A 21,459-nucleotide genomic window follows, 5' to 3' on the forward strand; every position below is an offset into this window, starting at 1 on the left:
CCTCGGTGTCTCTCCGGATCATCCCTCAGGAGGAGCCGGAGGAGCCCTCTCCGGAGTCCCTCGGTTCGGAGTCGGTCGGTGCGGAACCAGTCGGTTCGGAGGAGCCGGTCGCTTCCGGATCGGTCGGCCGCGAGTCTCTCCCGGAGTCGGCCGTAGCGGCGGAGTTGGTCGTAGCTGCGGAGTCGGTCGTAGAGGCGGGATTACTGGTACCGGCGGAGTCGGTCGCCCTCGGCTCCGCCGCTCCCGGTCGCCGTTCCCACAGGCCTCGCGCGCGTGCCAGCAGGCCGGGGCCGCCGGAGTCTCGGGGGGTCCGGTGTCCGTGGACCCGGGGGTCGTCCGTGACGGCGTACCGCTTCACGTACGCCCCGAGGAACGCCTGGAGCGTGGCGACGGCCGGGATGGAGATCAGCGCGCCCACGGCGCCCAGGAGCGCGGTGCCCGCGATGACCGAGCCAAAGGCGACCGCAGGGTGGATGTCGACGGTCTTCGCGGTCAGCTTGGGCTGCAGCATGTAGTTCTCGAACTGCTGGTAGACCACGACGAAGATCAGCACCCAGAGCGCGTACCAGGGGTCCACGGTGAAGGCGATCAGCATGGGCAGGGCGCCCGCGAGATACGTACCGATGGTCGGGATGAACTGGGAGACCAGGCCGACCCAGACGGCGAGCACGGGCGCGTACGGGATGCCCAGCGCCTGCAGCAGGATGTAGTGCGCCACTCCGGAGACCAGCGCCATCAGACCGCGGGAGTATATGTAGCCGCCCGTCTTGTCGACGGCGATCTCCCACGCGCGCAGCACCTCGGCCTGCCGTGCGGGCGGCAGTACGGAGCACAGCGCGCGGCGCAACCGCGGCCCGTCGGCGGCGAAGTAGAACGAGAACAGACCGATCGTCAGCAACTGGAAGAGGCCGCCGAGCACCTGGGTGGACACATCCAGGACGCCGGTCGCGCTGTTCTGCACGTACTTGCGCAGCCAGTCGGAGTGGAGCAGCCCCTCCTGGATGTCGACCCGTCTGAGGTCGGTGTGGAAGTGCCCGTTGACCCAGTTGATGACGGAGTCGAGGTAGTCCGGGAAGTCCTCGATCATCTTGATGATCTGGCCGGCGAGCATCGACCCGAGGAGCGTGACGAACCCGGCGCTCACGATCAGCAGGCCGAGGAACACCAAGAAGGTGGCCAGCCCCCGGCGCATGCCGTAGGCGGCCAGCCGGCTCACCGCGGGCTCGATGGCGAGGGCCAGGAAGAACGCGATGAGGATGTTGATCAGCAGCCCGATGAGCTGGTGGAAGGCCCAACTGCCCAGCTGGAACACGGCGACGAGGGCGAGCGCCAGCACCATCGCGCGCGGCAGCCAGCGCGGCATGCCCGTGCCCGGCGCGGCGCCGTCGGCCGGGGGCCGGGTCGGCGGCGTCGCACCGGTCGGGGATGCCTGCGGGGCGTCGTGCCCGGTCTCGTCAGTGACTGCCACGGTGCAAGTCTCGCCTACGCCACTGACAACCGGTCACCAGCGGCGATCTTCGTGACCGATCAGCGACTTTCCCGCCGAAGATCAGCGACTTTGCCGCGGAACGTTCATGACGTCGCAGACCACGCGCCATACGTCCTTGGCCTCCCAGCCAGCGTCCAGCGCCTCGTGGACCGTCCGCCCGCCGAGCTCCGTCATCACATGATCGCGCGCGAAGCTCTCGGCGTACCCCGTGCCGAAGTGCTCCGTCATCCGCTCCCAGAAGACCGTCAACCGCATGACACCAGTATCCCGCCCCTGAGAGTGGGCCCGGGTCCGGGACCGCCTCGGGAGACCGCTTTCCGTCCTACGGTCTGACGCATGGCCGAAACAGGAGCTTCCCCACTCCCCCCGACGCCCCCGGCGCACTCCCCGCTCTTCCGCGCCGAGCACTTCGTCTGGCTCACCGCGCGCGTGCTGGAACAGCGCCTCTTCGCGTACCACTTCCTGAACGGCGAACCCGATCCGGTGGAGACCGCGCTGGACGCCTACCGCAACGAGGACGGCGGCTACGGGCACGCGCTGGAACCCGATCTGCGCGGCCCGGTCAGCCAGCCGCTGCACACCGGTCACGCACTGCGCGTCCTGGACGCCGTCGGGCGCTGCGGCGGACAGCGGGTGGAACGTGTGTGCCGCTATCTGACCTCGGTCTCCACGGCCGACGGCGCGCTGCCGGCGATCCTTCCCGGCCAACGCGGCTATCCGACGGCCCCCTTCGTGCCGATCGTGGACGACCCACCCAGTGAACTCCTCGCCACCGGGCCCGTGGTGGGCCTGTTGCACCGCAACGAGGTGTGGCACGCCTGGCTGTTCCGGGCCACCGACTTCTGCTGGCAGGCCGTCGACTCGCTGGAGAAGTCCCACCCCTACGAGATCCAGGCCGCCGTGGCCTTCCTGGACTCGGCATCCGACCGCCCGCGCGCGGAGGCGGCCGCCGACCGCCTCGGCCGCCTGGTGCGTGAACACCGACTGGCCGCCCTGGACCCGGAGCACCTGGAGGCGTACCCGGTCGCCCCCGGGTACGCGCCGGGCGAGCACCACTTCCCGTACGACTACGCGAAGACGCCGAGCTCGCTCGCGCGCGCGTGGTTCACGGACGACGAGATGACCCGCTCCCTGGACCACCTCGCGGGCGACCAGCAGGAGGACGGCGGCTGGCCGATCCGCTGGCGTCAGTGGGCGCCTGGCATCGCCCTGGAGGCACGCCCCATGGTGACGATCCAGGCACTGCGCACCCTGAAGGCGTACGGCCGCGCCGTGGGCTGACCCCGGGCCGCCTCAGCCGCCGATGGCCCGCACGCCCGCCGTCACCAGCACGGCCGCCGCGACGACGAGCAGGAACGGTGCCCGCAGCACCAGCGCCACGGCGGCCGCCGCGAGCCCCGCGGCACGGGCGTCGAGCACGAGCGCGTGCCCGTCGGCGAAGGTCTGCTGAGCCGTAAGCGCGGCGAGCAGGGCGACCGGCAACAGCGCGGCGAGCCGCCTCACCAGTGGCCTCTCCAGGGCGCCCGCGGGCACCAGGAGCCCGGCGAGCTTGACGACGTAGCAGCCGAGGGCGGTCGCCGCGATCGCGATCCAGACGGTCATCGGTCTTCCTCCTGTGCGTCGTAACTGCCTTCTTCTGGCGCGTCGTTACGCACCCCGCCCTGCCGACGGCCCTCTACGTAGAGGGCGATCGGCGCCGCGAGACCGGCCGCCAGGACCGGTACACCGGCCGGCAGCACGGGCAGCAGCCCCAGTCCCAACAGGACCGCGAGCGCGGCGACGGCCCGCTCCGTGGTGGTCGTGAGCATGGGCGCGAGCAGCGCCAGGAAGACGGCGGGGCCTGCGGCGTCGAGACCCCACGCGTCCGTGTCCCCGATGGCCTTGGCACCCAGCGCGCCGAGCAGCGTGGTGAGGTTCCACAGCAGGTACAGGGTGAGCCCGGTGACGGTGAACCCGATCCGCGCGGCACGCCGCGTGGGCTGCGCGAGGGTGACGGCCGTCGTCTCGTCGATGACCCACTGGGCGGCGAACGGCCGCACCGCGCGCGGGAGGGCCAGCAACTGCGAGAGGCGCAGCCCGTAGAAGGTGTTGCGCACCCCCAGGAAGAAGGCTCCGGCCGCCGCGGTGAGCGGATTGCCACCGGCCGCGAGCGCTCCCACGAGCGCGAACTGGGAGGCGCCGGTGAACACCAGGAGGCTGAGGGCGCAGGTCTGCAGCAGGGTGAGCCCGCCACCGGCCGAGGTCACCCCGAAGGCGAACCCGGACAGCCCTACGGCGACCCCGACTCCGAGGGCGTCCCGTACGACGGCGGAGTCCGGCTTTCCCCCTGCCTCGGGGGCTCGTCTCCCTTCTGCTCCGGGGCGTATGTCTTCTGAAGCGATCTGTTCTGCCACGTGTCGGACGGTACGAGCAGTCGGTGTCCCGCGTCTTGTACGTTCTTGCGCTCCCGTTGATACGCGCCCGGGGGCACGCCCACGATCCGGGCGAAGTGCCGGTTGAGGTGCGGCTGGTCCGTGAATCCGACGGCGACGGCCGCCTCCGCGGGCGCCGTACCCGCGTCCAGAAGCCGACGTGCCTCCCGCACCCGGGCGTCGGTCAGCCAGGCATGGGGCGGCATCCCGTAGGCGCCCCGGAACGCGCGCAGCAGCGCGAAGGGGCTGGTCCCGAGATCTCCGGCGAGCTGCTCCAGGGTGGGCGGTTTCGCCATCCGCGCTTCCAACGCGGCACGCGCGCGTGCGGCGACCCGACTGCCGGCCGTGGGCACGACGCGCTGCGGCAACGGTCCGCCGTTCAGCCGGAGCAGCCTGGTGACGGCGACCCGCAGCAGGGTGTCGGCGGCCAGCGCGTTGCCCTCGTCGGCCGCGCGCAGGATCTGATGGACGAGCCCGACGGTGTAGGGGTCGTCGAGCACCGGACTGATGAAACCGGGGGTGCCGCGGATCGAGGTGGTCTCGGCGGCTATCGCGGCCACCACCTCGGGCGACGGGTAGACCGCCCCGTACCGCCAGCCCTCGGGCACACCCGCCCGCCCGGTGTGCGGAGTGTCCGGATTGACCAGCGCGAGCGCTCCCGCCCCGGCGGACACATCGCCCCCACCGTGGTGGAACACCTCGACGCCGTCCGAGATGGCGGCGATGACGAAGCTCTCGTGCGTGTGCCGAACGAACGTCTTGTGGATGTACCGGGCCCGCAGCAGATCGACACCGGGCAGCTCCGTGTACTGCCAATGCCTAGCCAGCTCGCCCGCACCTGCCATACGGCCATTCTCCGCCACGACGACCGGCGACCGACGGGCGACGGGCGACGGGCGACGGCTGACAGCTGACAGCTGACAGCTGACAGCTGACAGCTGACAGCTGACAGCTGACGGCTGACGGCTGACGGCTGACGGCTGACGGCTGGACCCTCCTGGCTACGGCGACCCCCACACGCCAAGTCCGTCCTGGCCAGGGCGACCGTAAGACGCCGAAGCAGCCCGGCCCACAGCGACCGCGAGACATCCGGGCAGCCCCCGCCACGGCGGCCGGCCGACGCCGAAACGGTTCCGCGTGCCGAGCTCGCGCAATCTCCGCAGGTCAGACGCATTGTCAGTGGTCGGGTGCAGGATGGACGCATGGTCAGCTCCGCACATCGAGCCCTCGACGGCTTCTCCCCCGCGACCCGCGGCTGGTTCACGGGGGCCTTCTCCGCGCCCACCGCGGCCCAGGCGGGCGCGTGGCAGGCCATCGGCGAGGGCTCGGACGTGCTGGTGGTCGCCCCGACCGGTTCCGGCAAGACCCTGGCCGCCTTCCTCGCCGCCCTGGACCAGCTCGCCGCGACACCCCCGCCCGCCGACCCCAAGAAGCGCTGCCGCGTCCTGTACGTGTCCCCGCTCAAGGCCCTCGCGGTCGACGTGGAGCGCAACCTCCGCTCCCCCCTCACCGGCATCCGCCAGGAGTCCGTCCGCCTGGGCCTGCCCGAGCCCGAGGTCAAGGTCGGCATCCGCTCCGGCGACACCCCGCCCGCCGAGCGCCGCGCCCTGTCCACGCGCCCGCCGGACATCCTGATCACCACCCCGGAGTCCCTGTTCCTGATGCTGACGTCGGCCACGCGCGACGCGCTGACCGGCATCGAGACGGTGATCCTGGACGAGGTGCACGCGGTCGCGGGCACCAAGCGGGGCGCGCATCTCGCGCTGTCCCTGGAGCGGCTGGACGAGCTGCTGCCGAAGCCGGCCCGCCGTATCGGCCTCTCGGCGACCGTCCGCCCGGTCGACGAGGTCGCCCGCTATCTCTCCCCGCGCGGCAAGGTGGAGATCGTCCAGCCGAAGTCCGGCAAGGAGTTCGACCTCTCCGTGGTCGTACCGGTCGAGGATCTGGGCGAGTTGGGCGGCTCCCCGGTGGCCGACGGCAGCGAGGGCAAGGAGAAGCCCTCGATCTGGCCGCATGTCGAGGAGCGCATCACCGACCTCGTCCAGTCCCATCGTTCAACGATCGTGTTCGCCAACTCCCGCCGTCTCGCGGAGCGGTTGTGCAACCGGCTCAACGAGATCGCCTACGAGCGCGCGACCGGCGAGCCCCTGGACGAACACCACGCGCCGGCCGAGCTGATGGGCGGCTCCGGCGCCGCCCAGGGCGCGCCCCCGGTCATCGCCCGCGCCCACCACGGCTCGGTCTCCAAGGAGCAGCGCGCCCAGGTCGAGGAGGACCTCAAGGCGGGCCGACTCCCCGCCGTGGTGGCCACGTCCAGCCTGGAGCTGGGCATCGACATGGGCGCCGTCGACCTCGTCATCCAGGTGGAGTCCCCGCCCTCCGTGGCCTCCGGCCTCCAGCGCGTGGGCCGCGCGGGACACCAGGTCGGCGCGGTCTCCACGGGTGTGGTCTTCCCGAAGTACCGGGGCGACCTCGTCCAGGCCGCCGTGGTCACCGAGCGGATGCGCACCGGCTCGATCGAGTCCCTGAGGGGCCCCGCCAACCCCCTGGACGTCCTCGCCCAGCAGCTCGTCGCGATGACGGCGCTGGACACCTGGCAGGTCGACGACCTGCTCGCCATGGTCCGCCGGGCCGCGCCCTTCGCCTCGCTCCCGGAGTCGGCGTTCACGGCCGTGCTCGACATGCTCGCGGGCCGCTATCCGTCCGATGCGTTCGCCGAGCTGCGCCCGCGCGTGGTGTGGGACCGCATCGCCGGCACGATCACCGGCCGCCCCGGGGCGCAGCGCCTCGCCGTCACCTCCGGGGGCACGATCCCCGACCGCGGTCTCTTCGGGGTCTTCCTGGCCGGCGCCGATCCCAAGAAGGGCGGCGGCCGGGTCGGCGAGCTGGACGAGGAGATGGTCTACGAGTCCCGGGTGGGCGACGTCTTCACGCTCGGCACCTCCTCCTGGCGGATCGAGGACATCACCCGCGACCGCGTCCTGGTCTCCCCCGCACCGGGCGTACCGGGCCGTCTTCCCTTCTGGAAGGGCGACCAGTTGGGCCGCCCGCTCGAACTGGGCCGCGCGCTGGGCGCGTTCCTGCGCGAGGTCGGCTCGCAGCCCAAGGAAGACGCCCGCCTGCGCCTCCTCGCAGCAGGCCTCGACACCTGGGCCGCGGAGAACGTGCTGTCATACCTGGCCGAACAGCGCGAGGCCTGCGGCCACATCCCGGACGACCGCACGATCGTCGTGGAACGCTTCCGCGACGAACTGGGCGACTGGCGCGTGGTCATCCACTCCCCCTTCGGCGCCCAGGTCCACGCCCCCTGGGCCCTCGCCCTCGGCGCCCGCCTCTCCGAGCGCTACGGCATGGACGCCCAGGTGATGCACGCCGACGACGGCATCGTCCTGCGGCTGCCCGACGCCGACCTCATGGGCCTGGACCTGCTCGACCAGGAACCCATGAAGGCCGGCACGGAGTACGACGCCGATCAAGCCCCCGTAGGAGCGGCGGACGTCGCCTTCGACAAGGGCGAGGTCAATCAGATCGTCACCGACCAGGTCGGCGGCTCGGCCCTGTTCGCGGCCCGCTTCCGCGAGTGCGCCGCCCGCGCGCTGCTGCTGCCGCGCCGCAATCCTGGGAAGCGCACCCCGCTGTGGCAGCAGCGCCAGCGGGCGGCCCAACTGCTCCAGGTGGCCAGCGAGTTCGGCTCGTTCCCGATCGTCCTGGAGGCGGTCCGCGAATGCCTCCAGGACGTCTTCGACGTCCCGGGCCTCACCGAGCTGATGGGCGACCTGGAGTCCCGCAAGGTGCGCCTCGTCGAGGTCACCACCCCCGAGCCGTCCCCCTTCGCCCGCTCCCTCCTCTTCGGGTACGTCGCCCAGTTCCTCTACGAGGGAGACTCGCCGCTCGCCGAGCGGCGCGCCGCCGCCCTGTCGCTGGACTCGCACCTGCTGGCCGAGCTGCTCGGCCAGGCGGAGCTGCGCGAACTGCTCGACGCCGAGGTGCTGACCGAGCTGGAGCGCGAACTCCAGTGGCTCACCGAGGACCGCCGCATCAAGGACGTCGAAGGCGTCGCCGACCTGCTGCGGATGCTCGGCCCGCTCACCGACGCCGAGTTGGCCGAGCGGGGCGCCGCGCCGCCGTGGGCCCAGGAGCTGGCCTCGGCCCGCCGCGCGATCCGGGTGCGCATCGCCGGCGCCGACCACTGGGCGGCGATCGAGGACGCGGGCCGCCTGCGCGACGCACTCGGTACGGCGCTGCCGGTCGGCGTCCCAGAGGCGTTCACCGAGCCGGTCAAGGACCCGCTCGGCGACCTCCTGGCACGGCACGCCCGTACCCACGGCCCGTTCACGTCGGCCACAGCGGCGGCCCGTTTCGGCCTGGGCGTGGCGGTCACCGACGGCGCGTTGCAGCGGCTCGCGGCCAACGGCCGTGTCGTACAAGGGGAGTTCCACCCGGCCGGCATCGGTCAGGAGTGGTGCGACGCGACGGTGCTGCGCCGCCTGCGCCGCCGCTCTCTGGCCGCGCTGCGGCACGAGTTGGAGCCGGTGCCGCCCGCCGCGCTCGCGCAGTTCCTCCCCCAGTGGCAGCACATCGGCAAGGGCCACGGACTGCGCGGCATCGACGGACTGGTGCGCGCCGTCGAGCAGTTGCAGGGTGCCTCCGTGCCCGCGTCCGCCCTGGAGAAGCTCGTCCTGCCGTCCCGCGTGGCGAACTACGCACCCGCGATGCTCGACGAACTCACCTCGGCCGGCGAGCTGGTCTGGGCCGGCGCCGGCTCCCTCCCCGGCAAGGACGGCTGGGTCTCCCTGTACCTGGCGGACGCGGCCCCCCTGCTCCTCCCACCACCGCACCCACTCGAACTCACAGCACTGCACCAGTCGATCCTGGACACCCTCTCCGGCGGCTACGGCCTCTTCTTCCGCCAGATCACCGACCAGATCCGCGCGACCACCCACCCCGACGTCACCGATCCCCAACTGGCCGACGCCGTATGGGACCTGGCCTGGTCCGGACGGCTCACGAACGACACGCTCGCCCCCATGCGCTCCCTGCTGGGCTCCGGCCGTACGGCGGGTTCTACGGCCCACCGCGCCAAGCGCACGGTCCCGCGCGGGCGTTACGGCTCGCTCACCGCCGCCGCGCGCCCCGCCTCCCGCACCGGACCGCCGACCGTCGCGGGCCGCTGGTCCCTGCTCCCCGCCCACGAACCGGACCCCACCGTCCGCGCCCACGCCCTGGCCCGCACCCTGCTCGACCGGCATGGCGTGGTGACCCGGGGAGCGGTCGCCGCGGAGGGCGTCGAGGGCGGCTTCTCGGCGACGTACCGCGTCCTGTCCGCCTTCGAGGACAGCGGGCAGGCGCGGCGCGGCTATGTCGTGGAGGGGCTCGGCGCGGCCCAGTTCGCGATGGACGGCGCGGTGGACCGCCTCCGCGCGGTGGCCAACGCCCGCGACCGGGGCGACGAGCTGCCCACTCCCGACCTCACGGACAACGACCCCTACGGCTTCGGCGTCCTCGGCGGCACCAACTCACCGCAGACCGGTTCCGGCAACGGTTCCGCCGCCCCCTTCGGAGCCCCGAGCACCGGCTACGACTCACCCGGCAACCGTGGCCACCAGGACCCGTACTCCTCGCTCGACGACCGTGACCGCCAAGACCCGTACTCCTCGCCTGACGCCCGCAACCGCCAAGCCCCGTACGCCTCCCCCGCCGACCACGACCGACACGACACGTCCCACACCCCCGGAACACCCGGCTTCCCGGATGCATCCGCCACATCCAACTCCTCCGGAGTCCACGACTTCGCCGACGACTTCGGCCCGTTCACCGACTTCGACGACCTCGACAGCGTGGGCGCACCGGACGACCGCCTCCCGAACCCGGGCGCGCCCACATCCCGGCACCACCGCACCCCCGCCTCGCACCCCCCGGCCCCGGGCGACTACATCTCCCCCCGCGACTTCCCCGCCCCCACACCCCAGGGCAACACCAGCTCCCCCTACGCCAACCACCACACCCGCCGCCCCTCCCTCGCCACCCGAGCCGTGGTCCTGGCCGCCGCAGACCCGGCGAACGCGTACGGCGCCGCCCTCCCCTGGCCCGAGCCGCCGACCGGTGCCGGGCACAAGCCGGGACGCAAAGCGGGCTCTCTCGTAGTGCTGGTCGAGGGTGAGCTGACGCTCTACATGGAGCGCGGCGGCAAGACCCTGCTCGCCTGGCCCTCCGCACCGGACGCCGCAGCCACCGAGGACCCACGCCTCCAGGCGGCCGCCGAGGCCCTCGCGGCGGCGGCCCGAGCCGGTTCCCTCGGCACGGTCACGGTGGAGCGCGTCAACGGCGCCTCGGCCCTGGCCTCTCCCATCGGCACCCTCCTGGAAGGAGCGGGCTTCATCGCGACACCGCGCGGCCTGCGCCTCCGCGCATGAGCCACGCGGCACAGCACCCCAGGTCAGCCCTCACCTCCCACCCTCACGCCGTGCCACCCTTGGCCCATGCCTGAAGGAGACACCGTCTGGCAGACAGCGAAGCGCCTCCACACGGCCCTCGCGGGCAAGGTGCTGACCCGCAGCGACCTCCGCGTGCCCAAGTACGCCACGGCAGACCTCACCGGCCGCACCGTCCTGGACGTCACCCCCCGGGGCAAACACCTGCTGACCCGCATCGAGGGCGACCTCACTCTCCACTCCCACCTACGGATGGACGGCACCTGGAGGGTCTACGCCAACGGCCAACGCTGGAGCGGCGGCGGCCCGGCCCACCAGATCCGCGTGATCCTCGGCACCGCCGACCGCACGGCCGTCGGCTACCGCCTCCCCGTCCTGGAACTCCTCCGCACGACCGACGAAGACCGCGCCGTGGGCCACCTCGGCCCCGACCTCCTGGGCCCCGGCTGGAACCCGGAGCTGGCCCTCGCCAACCTCCTCGCGGACCCCGCCCGCCCCCTCGGCGAGGCCCTGCTCGACCAGCGCAACCTGGCCGGCATCGGCAACATCTACAAAAGCGAACTCTGCTTCCTCCTCGGAGCCACCCCCTGGCTCCCCATCGGCGCACTCCCCGCCGACCGCGCCGCCAAGCTCCCCGCCATCGCCAAGCGCCTCCTGGAAGCCAACCGCGACCGCCCCCTCCGCAACACCACCAGCACCCTCACGAGCAACGCCCCGAACCGCACCACAGCTCCCCGCACCACCGCTCCCGGCACCCCCGACCTCTTCGTCTACGGCCGCGCACCCCGTCCCTGCCTCCGCTGCAACACCCCCGTCCGTACGGCGAACCAAGGCGACGGCTCCCGCGAACGCCCCACCTACTGGTGCCCGACCTGCCAGGTAGGACCGGCACCGGGCGCCACTCCACCCCGCAAAACTCAGCACCGTACGACTAATTGACGACCCGTCAGAAACCCTCGTACGGTCGGTTCATGCCCGTCACGGCGTACGACCTCACCGGACGCACCGCTTTCGTCACCGGCGCCGCCAGCGGTATCGGCCGCGCCTCCGCCGTACTGCTCGCCGAGGCGGGCGCCACCGTGCACTGCGCCGACCGCGACGCGCAGGGCCTGCACGAGACGGCGACCCTGATCAAGGACAAGGGCGGCACCGCCCGCACCCATCACCTGGACGTCACCGACCGCACGCAGATCAGGCAGGCCGTCGAGTCCTGCGAGGACCTGCACGTGATGGCCGCGGTCGCCGGGATCATGCACAGCAGCACGGTGCTGGAGACCCGGGACGAGGATCTCGACCGGGTGCTGAACGTCAACTTCAAGGGCGTCCTGTACGCCTGCCAGGAGGCGGCCCGGTTGATGCTCGACCGCGGCACCAAGGGCAGCATCATCACCATGGCCTCCGGTGCCATCGACACCGGAGGAGCCGGACTGCTCTGCTACAGCGCGGCCAAGGCGGCCGTAGTCCAGCTGACGAAGACGCTGGCGACGGAGCTCGGCCGGCACGGCATCCGCGTCAACGCGGTCGCGCCCGGCTGGATCCGCACGCCCATGACCGACCACCACGAGGGCGAGGCCCAGGCCCGTACCGAAGCGATGATGACCCGGCTGTCGCCGCTGGGCCGAGTAGGTGAGCCGGAGGACATCGCCCACGCGGTGCTGCATCTGGCGTCGGACGCGTCGTCGTTCACGACGGGCCAGATCCTCCGCCCGAACGGCGGCGTGGCGATGCCTTGGTAACAGGCTCCGACTCGGCATCCGGCGCCGTTCCGGGGGCCGACGACGCCCAGGCATCCGGCGACGGTCCGGTGCCCGGCGACAGTCCAACGTCCGACGATCGTCCGCCGCCCGGCAGCGATCCGTCCGCCGACGCCACCCCAGCGTCCGTCACACCTGGGTCCGGCCACGCCCCAGCATCCGTCCCACCCAAGCCCGACCGCGCCCCGGCGTCCGTCACGCGCGGGTCTGGCGTGACCCCGGCGTCCGTCATCCCAGCGTCGGTCACACCCGGGTGCGACCACACCCCAGCGTCCGTCCCACTCGGGTCCGACGTGGACCCAGCGTCCGTCCCACCCGGATCCGACCACGCCCCAACATCCATCCCACCCGGGTCTGGCGTGACCCCGGCGTCCGTCGTCCCAACCTCCGTCCCGCCCTGGCCCGGCCACGCCCCAGCGTCCGTCACCCCGAAGTCCGGCCTCACCCCAACGTCCGTCCCACCAGGGCCCGCCCCCACCCCAGCGCCCGTCCCCTCAGGGCCCGACCAAACCCCATCACCCGTCACCCCGGAATCCGGCAGCACCCCACCACCCGTCACCCCACCCCCCACAAACCCAACATCCGGCACCGCCCCGGCAACCGGCACCGGCACCGGCACCACAGCCCCCCGCCAAGCCGCCCTCCACCGCCCCGCAGCCACAGCCCCCACCGCCCGAGCCTTCGGCATGCAGTGCACCGGAAGCAGACTCAGCCCCCACCCCCCGGCCGCCACAGCCCCCTCCAGCGCCCCCGCGTGCGGTGTCAGCGCGAGCCGCAGCACGGCCACCCACCACGCGGCGCAGAGCCCGAGCGCGAGCCCCCAGCGTGCTATTCGCGCCGCCATGGCCCCACCTCCAGCCCGACGCTAGAACGTCACGGTCACCCGCAAGAAGGGCGCATCGACGGCACACGGACGCACCACACGCCTCAACCATGACCGCACCGGGTCACACCGGCAAACGGACCGTCACGGCCACGGGCAGCCGCACAAGGCGCCCGGAACGCGAAAAACCCCGGCCGCTCCCCTCCAGGTCCCCCTGGAGAAGCCCCGGCCGGGGCTCGCACACTTCTCGGTACTGATCAGCTCGCTGCCGATCAGCGTCGCATCGGCCTACACCAGCGTGAGCGTCACGCGGCGACCACGTCCACCGCCTCGGCGGGGGCCTTGATGGTCACCCGTTCCGGTGGCACACCGGTCACCGACACGGAACCCAGCATCGGACGTACCGACGTGGGCACAGAACCGGTGGCCGCAGCAGACTGGGCCAGCTCGGCGAGAGCGAGCTCGTCGCTCACTTCCCGCATGAGTTCGGACATCCGTACGTCCAACGCGTCGCAGATGGCGGACAGCAGTTCAGAGGAAGCCTCTTTCTGCCCCCGCTCCACCTCGGAGAGATAGCCGAGTGAGACTCGGGCGGACGAGGAGACTTCGCGCAGAGTACGGCCCTGGCGCTGGCGCTGCCGACGCAGCACGTCACCCAACAGGCGACGGAGCAGAATCATCGGTGGCTCCCTCCTCGGACCGCGTAGCCGCATCCTTCTCGCCCCACCGTACCGCCTTGCGCCGCGGCCGTGCGGGGAGCGATGTCGTGTTCACTCAGGGCTGCAAACATCAAAACCCCCCGTTCTGTTCCGTATCCTGTGTCCGCTCATTCCCGGTCTGTTCGCTCACGAGCCGCTCCAGAAGCAGCGCGAGTACGCTCCGTACACTCTCTCTACGAATTTCCGCCCGGCCGCCGTTCAACCGCAGCGCGGCCACTTTCCCGCCACCGGTTTCATCCGAATCAGGTCCAAACGGGCCGTCCACGGCCACGAAAACCGTCCCCACAGGCTGTCCGTCCTGCGGCTCGGGACCCGCCACGCCGGTGGTCGCGATGCCCCAGTCGGCGCCGAGCGCCTTCCGCACGCCGACCGCCATCTGGGCCGCGACCTGCGCGTCTACGGCTCCCCGCTCGGCCAGCAGGGTCGCGTCCACACCGAGCAGTTGGTGCTTCAGCTCGGTGGCGTAGGCGGTGACCGAACCACGGAAGGCCTTGGAAGCTCCGGGCACCGATGTGATCTCCGCCGCAACCAGGCCACCGGTGAGCGACTCGGCAACAGCGAGCGTCGCACCGCTCACCGTCAGTAGTCGCACCACTTCAGTGGCCGTGGAACTCACGCTTCCGTCTCCTCCGCCGCCGCCATGCGCTCGGCGATTCCCTGCCGACGCAGCACAATGGCCTGTCTCACATAGTCCAGCCCGGTCAGCACGGTCAGAATCACGGCCGCAGCCATCACCCAGAACCGCAGCGTGGCCAGCCAGCCGGTCAGCGCCAGCACATACATCCCTACGGCCACGCCCTGGATGAGGGTCTTCAGCTTGCCGCCTCGCGACGCGGGAATCACGCCGTACCGGATGACAACAAAACGCAGCAGCGTGATCCCGAGTTCCCGGCCGAGGATGACGACGGTCACCCACCACGGCAGATCGCCGAGCGAGGACAGACAGATCAGCGCCGCTCCCATGATCGCCTTGTCGGCGATGGGGTCGGCGATCTTCCCGAAGTCGGTGACGAGGTCGTACGTGCGGGCCAGATGGCCGTCGAACAGGTCGGTGATCATGGCGATGGCGAACGCCGCCCAGGCGAACGAGCGCATCGCCGGGTCGTACCCGCCGTCGGCCAGCATCAGGGCGACGAAGCCGGGGACGAGCAGCAGCCGGAGCATGGTCAGGAAGTTGGCGATGTTCCAGACGCTCGCCTGGTTGACGGCCGCGGCGACGACCTTCGCACCGCGCGCAGGCCTCTGCCCACCGGCCACGCCCGTCTCGACAACACCGGGCGAGACACCACCGGAGGCCGCACCACCAGAGGCCGCACCGCCGGAGGGGACACCACCGGAGACATTGCCCGACATCGCGCCGGAAGGGGCGCCACCGGAGGCCGCACCGGAACCCGCGCTCGCGGGCGCGCCGCTCGCGCTGGAGGTGCCGCCCGCCGCCGATGCCGGGACTCCGGTCATCTGCCCGCCTCCTCACTACACGCGAGCGAGCCCAGGAGCGGCTCGGCCACCAGGTCGACACCTTCCGTACCGACCACCTTCGCCTCGACCATACGGCCGACGCTCAGGCCTTCGCCGCTCGTGAGGAGCACCTGGCCGTCCGTCTCCGGCGCCTGGTGCTCACCGCGGCCGTAGGCGCCGTCCTCGGAGTCCACCGACTCGACCAGCACCTGCACGGTCTCGCCGACGCGCTCCTCGGCGCGCTGCGAGACGAGTTCCTCGGCGAGCCGGGAGATATGCGCGAGCCGCGCGTCCACGACGTCCTGGTCGAGCTTCTTGTCGTACGTCGCCGCCTCCGTGCCCTCCTCGTCGGAGTAGCCGAAGACACCGATGGCGTCCAGGCGCGCGCCGTTCAGGAAGCGCTCCAGCTCGGCCAGGTCGGACTCGGACTCGCCGGGGAAGCCCACGATGAAGTTCGAGCGGACGCCGGCCTGCGGGGCCTTGGAGCGGATGGTGTCGAGCAGTTCGAGGAAGCGGTCGGTGTCGCCGAAGCGGCGCATGGAGCGCAGCACGTCCGGCGCGGAGTGCTGGAAGGACAGGTCGAAGTAGGGCGCGACCTTCGGGGTCGACGTGAGGACGTCGATGAGCCCGGGGCGCATCTCGGCGGGCTGGAGGTAGCTGACCCGCACGCGCTCCAGGCCGTCGATGTCCGCCAGCTCGGGCAGCAGCGTCTCCAGGAGGCGGATGTCGCCCAGGTCCTTGCCGTAGGACGTGTTGTTCTCGGAGACCAGCATGATCTCCTTGACGCCCTGTTCGGCCAGCCAGCGGGTCTCGTTCAGGACGTCGCTGGGGCGGCGGGAGATGAAGGAGCCGCGGAAGGACGGGATGGCGCAGAAGGTGCAGCGGCGGTCGCAGCCGGAGGCGAGCTTCACCGAGGCGACCGGGGAGCCGTCCAGGCGGCGGCGCAGGGGCGCGCGGGGGCCCGAGGCGGGCGCGAGGCCGTCCGGGAGGTCGACCGGGCCGTGGCCGGGCAGCGCGACGTCGGCGGCGGACTCCTGCCGCTCGGCGGGGCTGATCGGCAGCAGCTTGCGGCGGTCGCGCGGGGTGTGCGAGGCGTGGATGCCGCCGTTCAGGATGGTCTGCAGGCGGTCGGAGATGTCGGAGTAGTCGTCGAAGCCGAGCACCCCGTCCGCCTCGGGCAGCGCCTCGGCGAGCTCCTTGCCGTACCGCTCGGCCATGCAGCCCACCGCGACGACGGCCTGCGTTCTGCCGTGGCCCTTCAGGTCGTTGGCTTCGAGGAGGGCGTCGACGGAGTCCTTCTTGGCGGCCTCGACGAAGCCACAGGTGTTGACGACGGCGACGTCCGCGTCCTCGGCGTCCTCCACGAGTTGCCAGCCGTCCGCCTCCAAGCGGCCTGCGAGCTCCTCCGAGTCCACCTCGTTACGGGCGCAGCCAAGAGTGACGAGTGCGACGGTACGGCGTTCAGGCATGGGCTCAAGACTACTTCGTCCCACTGACACCCCACGTCGAAGGGGTTGGCCGATCTTGGCCAACCCCTTGAAAGGACCACTCCGCAGGACCGGACTAACCGACCTCGGGGTCGCCCTTCGTGTACGTGAGGCGCTCCACGGCTCCGGGCTGGAAGTCGTCCTCGATCTTCTTGCCGTTGACGTAGAGCTGGATCACACCGGCGTCACCGAGGATCAGGTTGACCTTCGAGCTGTCCTGGAAGGTCTTGGACTCGCCCTTCTTGAGGAGTCCGTCGAAGAGCATCCGGCCGTTGTGGTCCTTGGCGGAGATCCAGCTGCGGCCGTCGACCGCGCTCACCTGGACCGTCACCTTGTCCTGCGGCGCGGCGGCGATGGCACTGTCGGAGGGGTCGGACTTGGGCGTGGCGGTGGTGTTCGAGGGCTTGGGCGCGGTGGACTTGCTGGGGCTGGGCGTGGCTCCCTGGGTGGCCTGCGTCGCGGCGTCCGTGTCGCTGTCGCCGCCCTTGAACGCCGTGAACCCGACGAAGCCGACCACGGCGACGATCGCGGCGACCATGGCCGCGGTCCAGTTGGGGCCGCGCCGCTCCGGACGGATACGTTCCGCCTCGAAGAGGGGCGCCGCCGGCGTCGGGGCCGGGCGTCCGCCGTGATCGTCGTCGTAGCGCGCGAGGAGCGGGGCGGGATCGATGTGGACGGCCTTGGCGAGGGTCCTGATGTGCCCGCGGGCGTAGACGTCACCGCCGCAGGGCGTGAAGTCGTCGGCCTCGATGGCGTGCACGATGGCGATGCGGACCCGGGTGGCACTGCTGACGTCGTCGACGGTCAGCCCGGCGGCGATACGTGCCTGCTGCAGGGCTCGGCCGACGGAAGGGCGGGCTTCTTCCTCATGACCCTCTTCGGAGCGACCGTCTTCGAACGGACGCTCGTCTTCAGGGGAGTTGCCGATGGACACGGGGGCGCCTTTCGAGCGTGTAGCCGCCTGTGCTGGAAATTCAGTCTAGGGGGGGTACCGAAGGGTGGGGCAACCGGGCGGTGGGACTTTGTACGCCATCGGTATGGCCGGACAGTCCGATGACGGGTCAGACACGGACCCCATGGTGGGAGCCCCATCTGTCTTCCCGCTCAACTTGACGTACGGCAAAGGGAAACGGTTGCCCGAGGATCTCTAACGGGTGGATCACGGTCGCATCCTTTCGGCGGACCTTTCGGCGGACGCCTACCCTTCAGACTCCCCGCGGATCACCGCGAGCACGCCATCCACCTCGTCGGCCTTCACAAGAACGTCACGCGCCTTGGATCCCTCGCTGGGTCCGACGATGCCCCGCGACTCCATGAGGTCCATGAGCCGCCCGGCCTTGGCGAAGCCGACGCGCAGTTTGCGCTGGAGCATCGAGGTCGACCCGAACTGCGTGGACACGACCAGCTCGACCGCCTGGCACAGCAGGTCGAGGTCGTCGCCGATCTCCTCGTCGACCTCCTTCTTCTGCTTGGTGCCGACGGTGACGTCCTCCCGGAAGACCGGGGTCATCTGGTCCTTGCAGTGCTGCACGACGGCGTGGATCTCGTCCTCGGTGACGAAGGCGCCCTGCATACGGGTGGGTTTGTTCTGACCCATCGGCAGATACAGGCCGTCACCCTTGCCGATGAGCTTCTCGGCACCGGGCTGGTCGAGGATGACCCGGGAGTCGGCCAGGGACGAGGTGGCGAACGCGAGCCTGGAGGGCACGTTCGCCTTGATCAGACCGGTGACGACGTCTACGGAGGGGCGCTGTGTCGCGAGCACCAGGTGGATGCCGGCCGCGCGCGCGAGCTGTGTGATGCGCACGATCGAGTCCTCGACGTCCCGCGGCGCGACCATCATCAGGTCGGCCAGCTCGTCGACGATCACCAGGAGGTACGGATAGGTCTTGAGCTCCCGCTCGCTGCCCTCCGGAGTCTTCAGTTTCCCGTCGCGGATGGCCTGGTTGAAGTCGTCGATGTGCCGGTACCCGAAGGCGGCGAGGTCGTCATACCTGAGGTCCATCTCGCGTACGACCCACTGGAGCGCCTCGGCGGCCCGCTTCGGGTTGGTGATGATGGGCGTGATCAGGTGCGGGATGCCTTCGTAGGCGGTCAGTTCGACGCGCTTGGGGTCGACGAGGACCATGCGGACGTCCTCGGGGGTCGCCCGGCACATGATCGACGTGATCAGGCAGTTGATGCAGGACGACTTGCCCGAGCCGGTGGCGCCGGCCACCAGGATGTGCGGCATCTTCGCCATGTTGGCCATGACGTAGCCGCCCTCGACGTCCTTGCCGAGTGCCACGAGCATCGGGTGGTCGTCCTCGGCCGCGTCCGCGAGGCGCAGGACGTCGCCGACGTTGACCATCTCGCGGTCCGTGTTCGGGATCTCGATGCCGACCGCGGACTTGCCGGGGATCGGGCTGATGATCCGCACGTCGGGGCTGGCGACGGCGTAGGCGATGTTCTTGGTGAGGGCGGTGATCCGCTCGACCTTGACGGCGGGGCCGAGCTCCACCTCATAGCGCGTGACCGTCGGCCCGCGTGTGAAGCCGGTGACGGCGGCGTCGACCTTGAACTCGGAGAAGACGTTCGTCAGGGAGGCGACCACGGCGTCGTTCGCCGCGCTGCGCGCCTTGCCGGGGCCCCCGCGCGTGAGGAGGTCGAGCGAGGGCAGCGCGTACGTGATGTCGCCGGAGAGCTGGAGCTGCTCGGCCCGCGGCGGCAGGTCGCGCATCTCCTCCGGGGGGGCCTTGGTCAGGTCCGCCACGACGCGTTCGGCCGGCTCGGCCTTGAGCTTCTCCTGCTTGGGGCGCGCTGTCGGGGCCGGGACGGGCGTCGGGGTGGTGTCCTCACGGTCGCCCACCCGGACGCCCTGGGTGAGGTCGGCGACGATCGGCGAGGGCGGCATGCCGTGCAGGACGGCCCCGTCGAGCGCCGCTGCGGCGGCCGCTGCGACGTCCACGGCGTCCATGGGGCGGTTCATGTCGGGCTGGGGCACCGCGGAGCGCCGGGGGCGGCTCCGGCGCTTGGAGAGGGCGTCCTGCTCGGCGCTGTCGGGGTCGTAGGCCTCGGGGGCGCTCCCGCGCTTGCGGGTGCGCGCGGGCAGCGCCTCGCGCCACTGCTCGTCGTAGCGCTCGTCGTCCTCGCCGACGAACTCCTCGTCGTCCTCGTAGTCGTGGACGATGCCGAGCTTCACGCCGAGCAGCCGCAGGCGCTGCGGGATGGCGTTGACGGGCGTGGCCGTGACGACCAGCAGCCCGAAGATCGTGAGCAGCACCAGCAGGGGTACGGCGAGGACCTCGCCCATGGTGTAGGTCAGCGGGGTCGCCACACCCCAGCCGATGAGGCCGCCGGCGTCCCTTATGGCCTGCATGCCGTCGCTGCGGGCGGGCGCGCCGCAGGCGATGTGGACCTGGCCGAGCACGCCGATGACGAGCGCGGACAGGCCGATCACGATGCGGCCGTTGGCCTCGGGCTTCTCGGGGTGGCGGATGAACCGCACGGCGATGACCGCGAGCAGTATCGGCACGAGCAGGTCGAGGCGGCCGAAGGCGCCGGTCACCAGGATCTCGACGAGGTCGCCGACCGGGCCGCGCAGATCGGCCCAGGTGCCGGCGGCCACGATCAGCGCGAGACCGAGGAGCAGCAGTGCGACGCCGTCCTTGCGGTGGGCCGGGTCCAAGTTCTTCGCGCCCTGCCCTATTCCGCGGAACACCGCGCCGACGGCGTGCGCGGTGCCGAGCCAGACGGCGCGCACGAGCTTGACGATGCCCCCGGTGGGGCTGGGCGCCGGCTTGGGCGCCGGGCGGGCGGTCTTCTTGGCGACCGCTTTCTTCGCCGGGGCCCGTTTCGCAGCGGCCTTCTTCGCCGGAGCCTTCGCCGGAGCAGCCCTCTTGGCGGGCTGCTTCTTGGCTGCGGAGGGACGTGAGGCCATAGGTGTGAGGTTACCTGTGGAGACGGCAGCGGACACGTGTGCCCACTGCTTCACCCGTTCGTGTCGCCCGTACGAGACCGGGAACTGACGCCGGCTCACGCACAACTGCGCCCGCGGCGGACGTCAGTTCTGCGACGGGACCGATGGTGCTCCGCTGCCCGTACCCGGCTCCAGGGCGTCGAGTGCCCTGCGCAGCCCGGTGAGTTTGCGTTCGAGATGAGCCGCGGTCGCTACGGCCGCCGCGTCCGCCGACTCGTCGTCGAGCTGCTTGGACAGCGCCTCCGCCTGTTCCTCGACGGCCGCGAGCCGCGCCGACAGCTCGGCGAGCAGTCCGGCCGGTTCCTTGGCCGCCCCGACCGCGGGCTTGCCGTCCAACTGGAGCCGCAGCAGGGCCGCTTGCTCCCGAAGCTGGCAGTTCTTCATGTAGAGCTCGACGAAGACCGAGACCTTCGCGCGCAGCACCCACGGGTCGAACGGCTTGGAGATGTAGTCGACCGCGCCCGCCGCGTAACCCCGGAAGGTGTGGTGCGGGCCGTGGTTGATCGCGGTGAGGAAGATGATCGGGATGTCCCGGGTCCGCTCCCGTCGCTTGATGTGCGCGGCGGTTTCGAAACCGTCCATGCCCGGCATCTGGACGTCCAGCAGAATGACCGCGAAGTCGTCCGTCAGCAGTGCTTTGAGCGCTTCCTCCCCGGACGATGCCCGAACCAGTGTCTGATCGAGCGCAGAGAGGATGGCCTCCAGCGCCAGCAGATTCTCCGGCCGGTCATCGACCAGGAGGATCTTGGCCTTCTGCACCATGGCCCGCCCTCCTCGCCCCGGATGTGCACCGGGCGCCGCCCCAGGGGACGACTCTCTTGCGCCGTCCGTCCTTGTGCCGGTCATGGTAGCCGCACCCCGCCTGTCGCCACACCCTGTCACCGCGATGTCACTGTGCACGTAGCAGAAACGTAGCGGGAGACCAGAAG

The 21,459-nt window shown here is 71.3% G+C and carries 16 protein-coding genes; 4 read left to right on the forward strand and 12 right to left on the reverse strand.

The features are described from left to right. Positions 1–25 precede the first annotated feature (25 nt). A complete protein-coding gene (locus tag ACIBK4_RS23885; protein WP_398997256.1) occupies positions 26–1,468 on the reverse strand; it encodes an AI-2E family transporter in 1,443 nt (480 codons plus the stop codon). Between the two features lie 81 nt (positions 1,469–1,549). Next, entirely contained in the window at positions 1,550–1,744 is a 195-nt protein-coding gene (locus ACIBK4_RS23890; protein ID WP_398997258.1) for a DUF3046 domain-containing protein, read from the reverse strand. Positions 1,745–1,825: 81 nt separating this feature from the next. Between ACIBK4_RS23890 and ACIBK4_RS23895 the strand changes: the two genes are divergently transcribed. Continuing rightward, positions 1,826–2,770 (forward strand): hypothetical protein, encoded by a 945-nt coding sequence (locus ACIBK4_RS23895; RefSeq protein ID WP_398997260.1) that lies wholly within the window; start codon positions 1,826–1,828, stop codon positions 2,768–2,770. A gap of 12 nt (positions 2,771–2,782) precedes the next feature. On the opposite strand, the gene ACIBK4_RS23900 is transcribed toward ACIBK4_RS23895, so the two are convergent. Genes ACIBK4_RS23900 through ACIBK4_RS23910 form a run of 3 tightly spaced genes read right to left on the reverse strand, consistent with a single transcriptional unit; the run spans position 2,783 to position 4,745 of the window. Then, positions 2,783–3,091 (reverse strand): AzlD domain-containing protein, encoded by a 309-nt coding sequence (locus tag ACIBK4_RS23900; RefSeq protein ID WP_033286170.1) that lies wholly within the window; start codon positions 3,089–3,091, stop codon positions 2,783–2,785. Continuing rightward, positions 3,088–3,855: an AzlC family ABC transporter permease gene (locus ACIBK4_RS23905; protein WP_398997315.1), complete on the reverse strand. Its 768-nt coding sequence runs from the start codon at positions 3,853–3,855 to the stop codon at positions 3,088–3,090. The genes ACIBK4_RS23900 and ACIBK4_RS23905 overlap by 4 nt, the downstream gene beginning before the upstream one ends. Then, positions 3,759–4,745, reverse strand: a complete 987-nt coding sequence (locus ACIBK4_RS23910) for an AraC family transcriptional regulator (protein WP_398997262.1) — start codon at positions 4,743–4,745, stop codon at positions 3,759–3,761. Before ACIBK4_RS23910 ends, ACIBK4_RS23905 begins: the two co-directional genes overlap by 97 nt. A 357-nt stretch (positions 4,746–5,102) precedes the next feature. On the opposite strand from ACIBK4_RS23910, the gene ACIBK4_RS23915 reads away from it, so the two are divergent. The 3 genes from ACIBK4_RS23915 (at position 5,103) to ACIBK4_RS23925 (ending at position 12,067) form a co-directional block, all read left to right on the forward strand. After that, positions 5,103–10,313, forward strand: coding sequence for an ATP-dependent helicase (locus ACIBK4_RS23915; protein ID WP_398997264.1), 5,211 nt, complete (start codon positions 5,103–5,105; stop codon positions 10,311–10,313). Positions 10,314–10,379: 66 nt separating this feature from the next. Beyond that, complete coding sequence (locus ACIBK4_RS23920; RefSeq protein ID WP_398997266.1) at positions 10,380–11,270, forward strand: DNA-formamidopyrimidine glycosylase family protein; 891 nt, start codon at positions 10,380–10,382, stop codon at positions 11,268–11,270. Positions 11,271–11,302: 32 nt separating this feature from the next. Beyond that, positions 11,303–12,067 carry an SDR family NAD(P)-dependent oxidoreductase gene (locus ACIBK4_RS23925; RefSeq protein ID WP_398997268.1) on the forward strand — a complete coding sequence of 255 codons (765 nt, stop codon included), beginning with the start codon at positions 11,303–11,305 and terminating at the stop codon, positions 12,065–12,067. A gap of 1,146 nt (positions 12,068–13,213) precedes the next feature. On the opposite strand, the gene ACIBK4_RS23930 is transcribed toward ACIBK4_RS23925, so the two are convergent. The 7 genes from ACIBK4_RS23930 to ACIBK4_RS23960 all read right to left on the reverse strand — a co-directional run bounded on the left by ACIBK4_RS23930 (position 13,214) and on the right by ACIBK4_RS23960 (position 21,292). Beyond that, positions 13,214–13,588, reverse strand: a complete 375-nt coding sequence (locus ACIBK4_RS23930; RefSeq protein WP_019060943.1) for a helix-turn-helix domain-containing protein — start codon at positions 13,586–13,588, stop codon at positions 13,214–13,216. A 109-nt stretch (positions 13,589–13,697) separates the two neighbouring features. Further along, positions 13,698–14,243 carry a CinA family protein gene (locus ACIBK4_RS23935; protein ID WP_398997271.1) on the reverse strand — a complete coding sequence of 182 codons (546 nt, stop codon included), beginning with the start codon at positions 14,241–14,243 and terminating at the stop codon, positions 13,698–13,700. After that, positions 14,240–15,085: a CDP-diacylglycerol--glycerol-3-phosphate 3-phosphatidyltransferase gene (gene pgsA, locus ACIBK4_RS23940; RefSeq protein WP_398997273.1), complete on the reverse strand. Its 846-nt coding sequence runs from the start codon at positions 15,083–15,085 to the stop codon at positions 14,240–14,242. The genes ACIBK4_RS23935 and pgsA overlap by 4 nt, the downstream gene beginning before the upstream one ends. Then, on the reverse strand, positions 15,082–16,554 hold the full coding sequence (gene rimO, locus ACIBK4_RS23945; protein ID WP_398997275.1) for a 30S ribosomal protein S12 methylthiotransferase RimO: 1,473 nt from the start codon (positions 16,552–16,554) through the stop codon (positions 15,082–15,084). The genes pgsA and rimO overlap by 4 nt, the downstream gene beginning before the upstream one ends. Before the next feature lie 94 nt (positions 16,555–16,648). Next, positions 16,649–17,506, reverse strand: a complete 858-nt coding sequence (locus ACIBK4_RS23950) for a helix-turn-helix domain-containing protein (protein WP_398997277.1) — start codon at positions 17,504–17,506, stop codon at positions 16,649–16,651. A gap of 264 nt (positions 17,507–17,770) precedes the next feature. Continuing rightward, positions 17,771–20,491: a DNA translocase FtsK gene (locus ACIBK4_RS23955; protein WP_398997279.1), complete on the reverse strand. Its 2,721-nt coding sequence runs from the start codon at positions 20,489–20,491 to the stop codon at positions 17,771–17,773. Between the two features lie 123 nt (positions 20,492–20,614). Continuing rightward, positions 20,615–21,292 carry a response regulator gene (locus ACIBK4_RS23960; protein WP_363101542.1) on the reverse strand — a complete coding sequence of 226 codons (678 nt, stop codon included), beginning with the start codon at positions 21,290–21,292 and terminating at the stop codon, positions 20,615–20,617. Between the last annotated feature and the right edge of the window lie 167 nt (positions 21,293–21,459).

Origin of the sequence: Streptomyces sp. NPDC050528 (genome assembly GCF_044457795.1) — a bacterium.
Taxonomy (GTDB): Bacteria; Actinomycetota; Actinomycetes; order Streptomycetales; family Streptomycetaceae; genus Streptomyces.

What these genes read in the sequence shown, in the direction of transcription:
- ACIBK4_RS23890 (WP_398997258.1), bottom strand. Translation starts at nt 1,744, where the DNA reads ATGCGGTTGACGGTCTTCTGGGAGCGGATGACGGAGCACTTCGGCACG.
- ACIBK4_RS23895 (WP_398997260.1), top strand. Translation starts at nt 1,826, where the DNA reads ATGGCCGAAACAGGAGCTTCCCCACTCCCCCCGACGCCCCCGGCGCAC.
- ACIBK4_RS23900 (WP_033286170.1), bottom strand. Translation starts at nt 3,091, where the DNA reads ATGACCGTCTGGATCGCGATCGCGGCGACCGCCCTCGGCTGCTACGTC.
- ACIBK4_RS23910 (WP_398997262.1), bottom strand. Translation starts at nt 4,745, where the DNA reads ATGGCAGGTGCGGGCGAGCTGGCTAGGCATTGGCAGTACACGGAGCTG.
- ACIBK4_RS23915 (WP_398997264.1), top strand. Translation starts at nt 5,103, where the DNA reads ATGGTCAGCTCCGCACATCGAGCCCTCGACGGCTTCTCCCCCGCGACC.
- ACIBK4_RS23920 (WP_398997266.1), top strand. Translation starts at nt 10,380, where the DNA reads ATGCCTGAAGGAGACACCGTCTGGCAGACAGCGAAGCGCCTCCACACG.
- ACIBK4_RS23925 (WP_398997268.1), top strand. Translation starts at nt 11,303, where the DNA reads ATGCCCGTCACGGCGTACGACCTCACCGGACGCACCGCTTTCGTCACC.
- ACIBK4_RS23930 (WP_019060943.1), bottom strand. Translation starts at nt 13,588, where the DNA reads ATGATTCTGCTCCGTCGCCTGTTGGGTGACGTGCTGCGTCGGCAGCGC.
- pgsA (WP_398997273.1), bottom strand. Translation starts at nt 15,085, where the DNA reads ATGACCGGAGTCCCGGCATCGGCGGCGGGCGGCACCTCCAGCGCGAGC.
- rimO (WP_398997275.1), bottom strand. Translation starts at nt 16,554, where the DNA reads ATGCCTGAACGCCGTACCGTCGCACTCGTCACTCTTGGCTGCGCCCGT.
- ACIBK4_RS23955 (WP_398997279.1), bottom strand. Translation starts at nt 20,491, where the DNA reads ATGGCCTCACGTCCCTCCGCAGCCAAGAAGCAGCCCGCCAAGAGGGCT.
- ACIBK4_RS23960 (WP_363101542.1), bottom strand. Translation starts at nt 21,292, where the DNA reads ATGGTGCAGAAGGCCAAGATCCTCCTGGTCGATGACCGGCCGGAGAAT.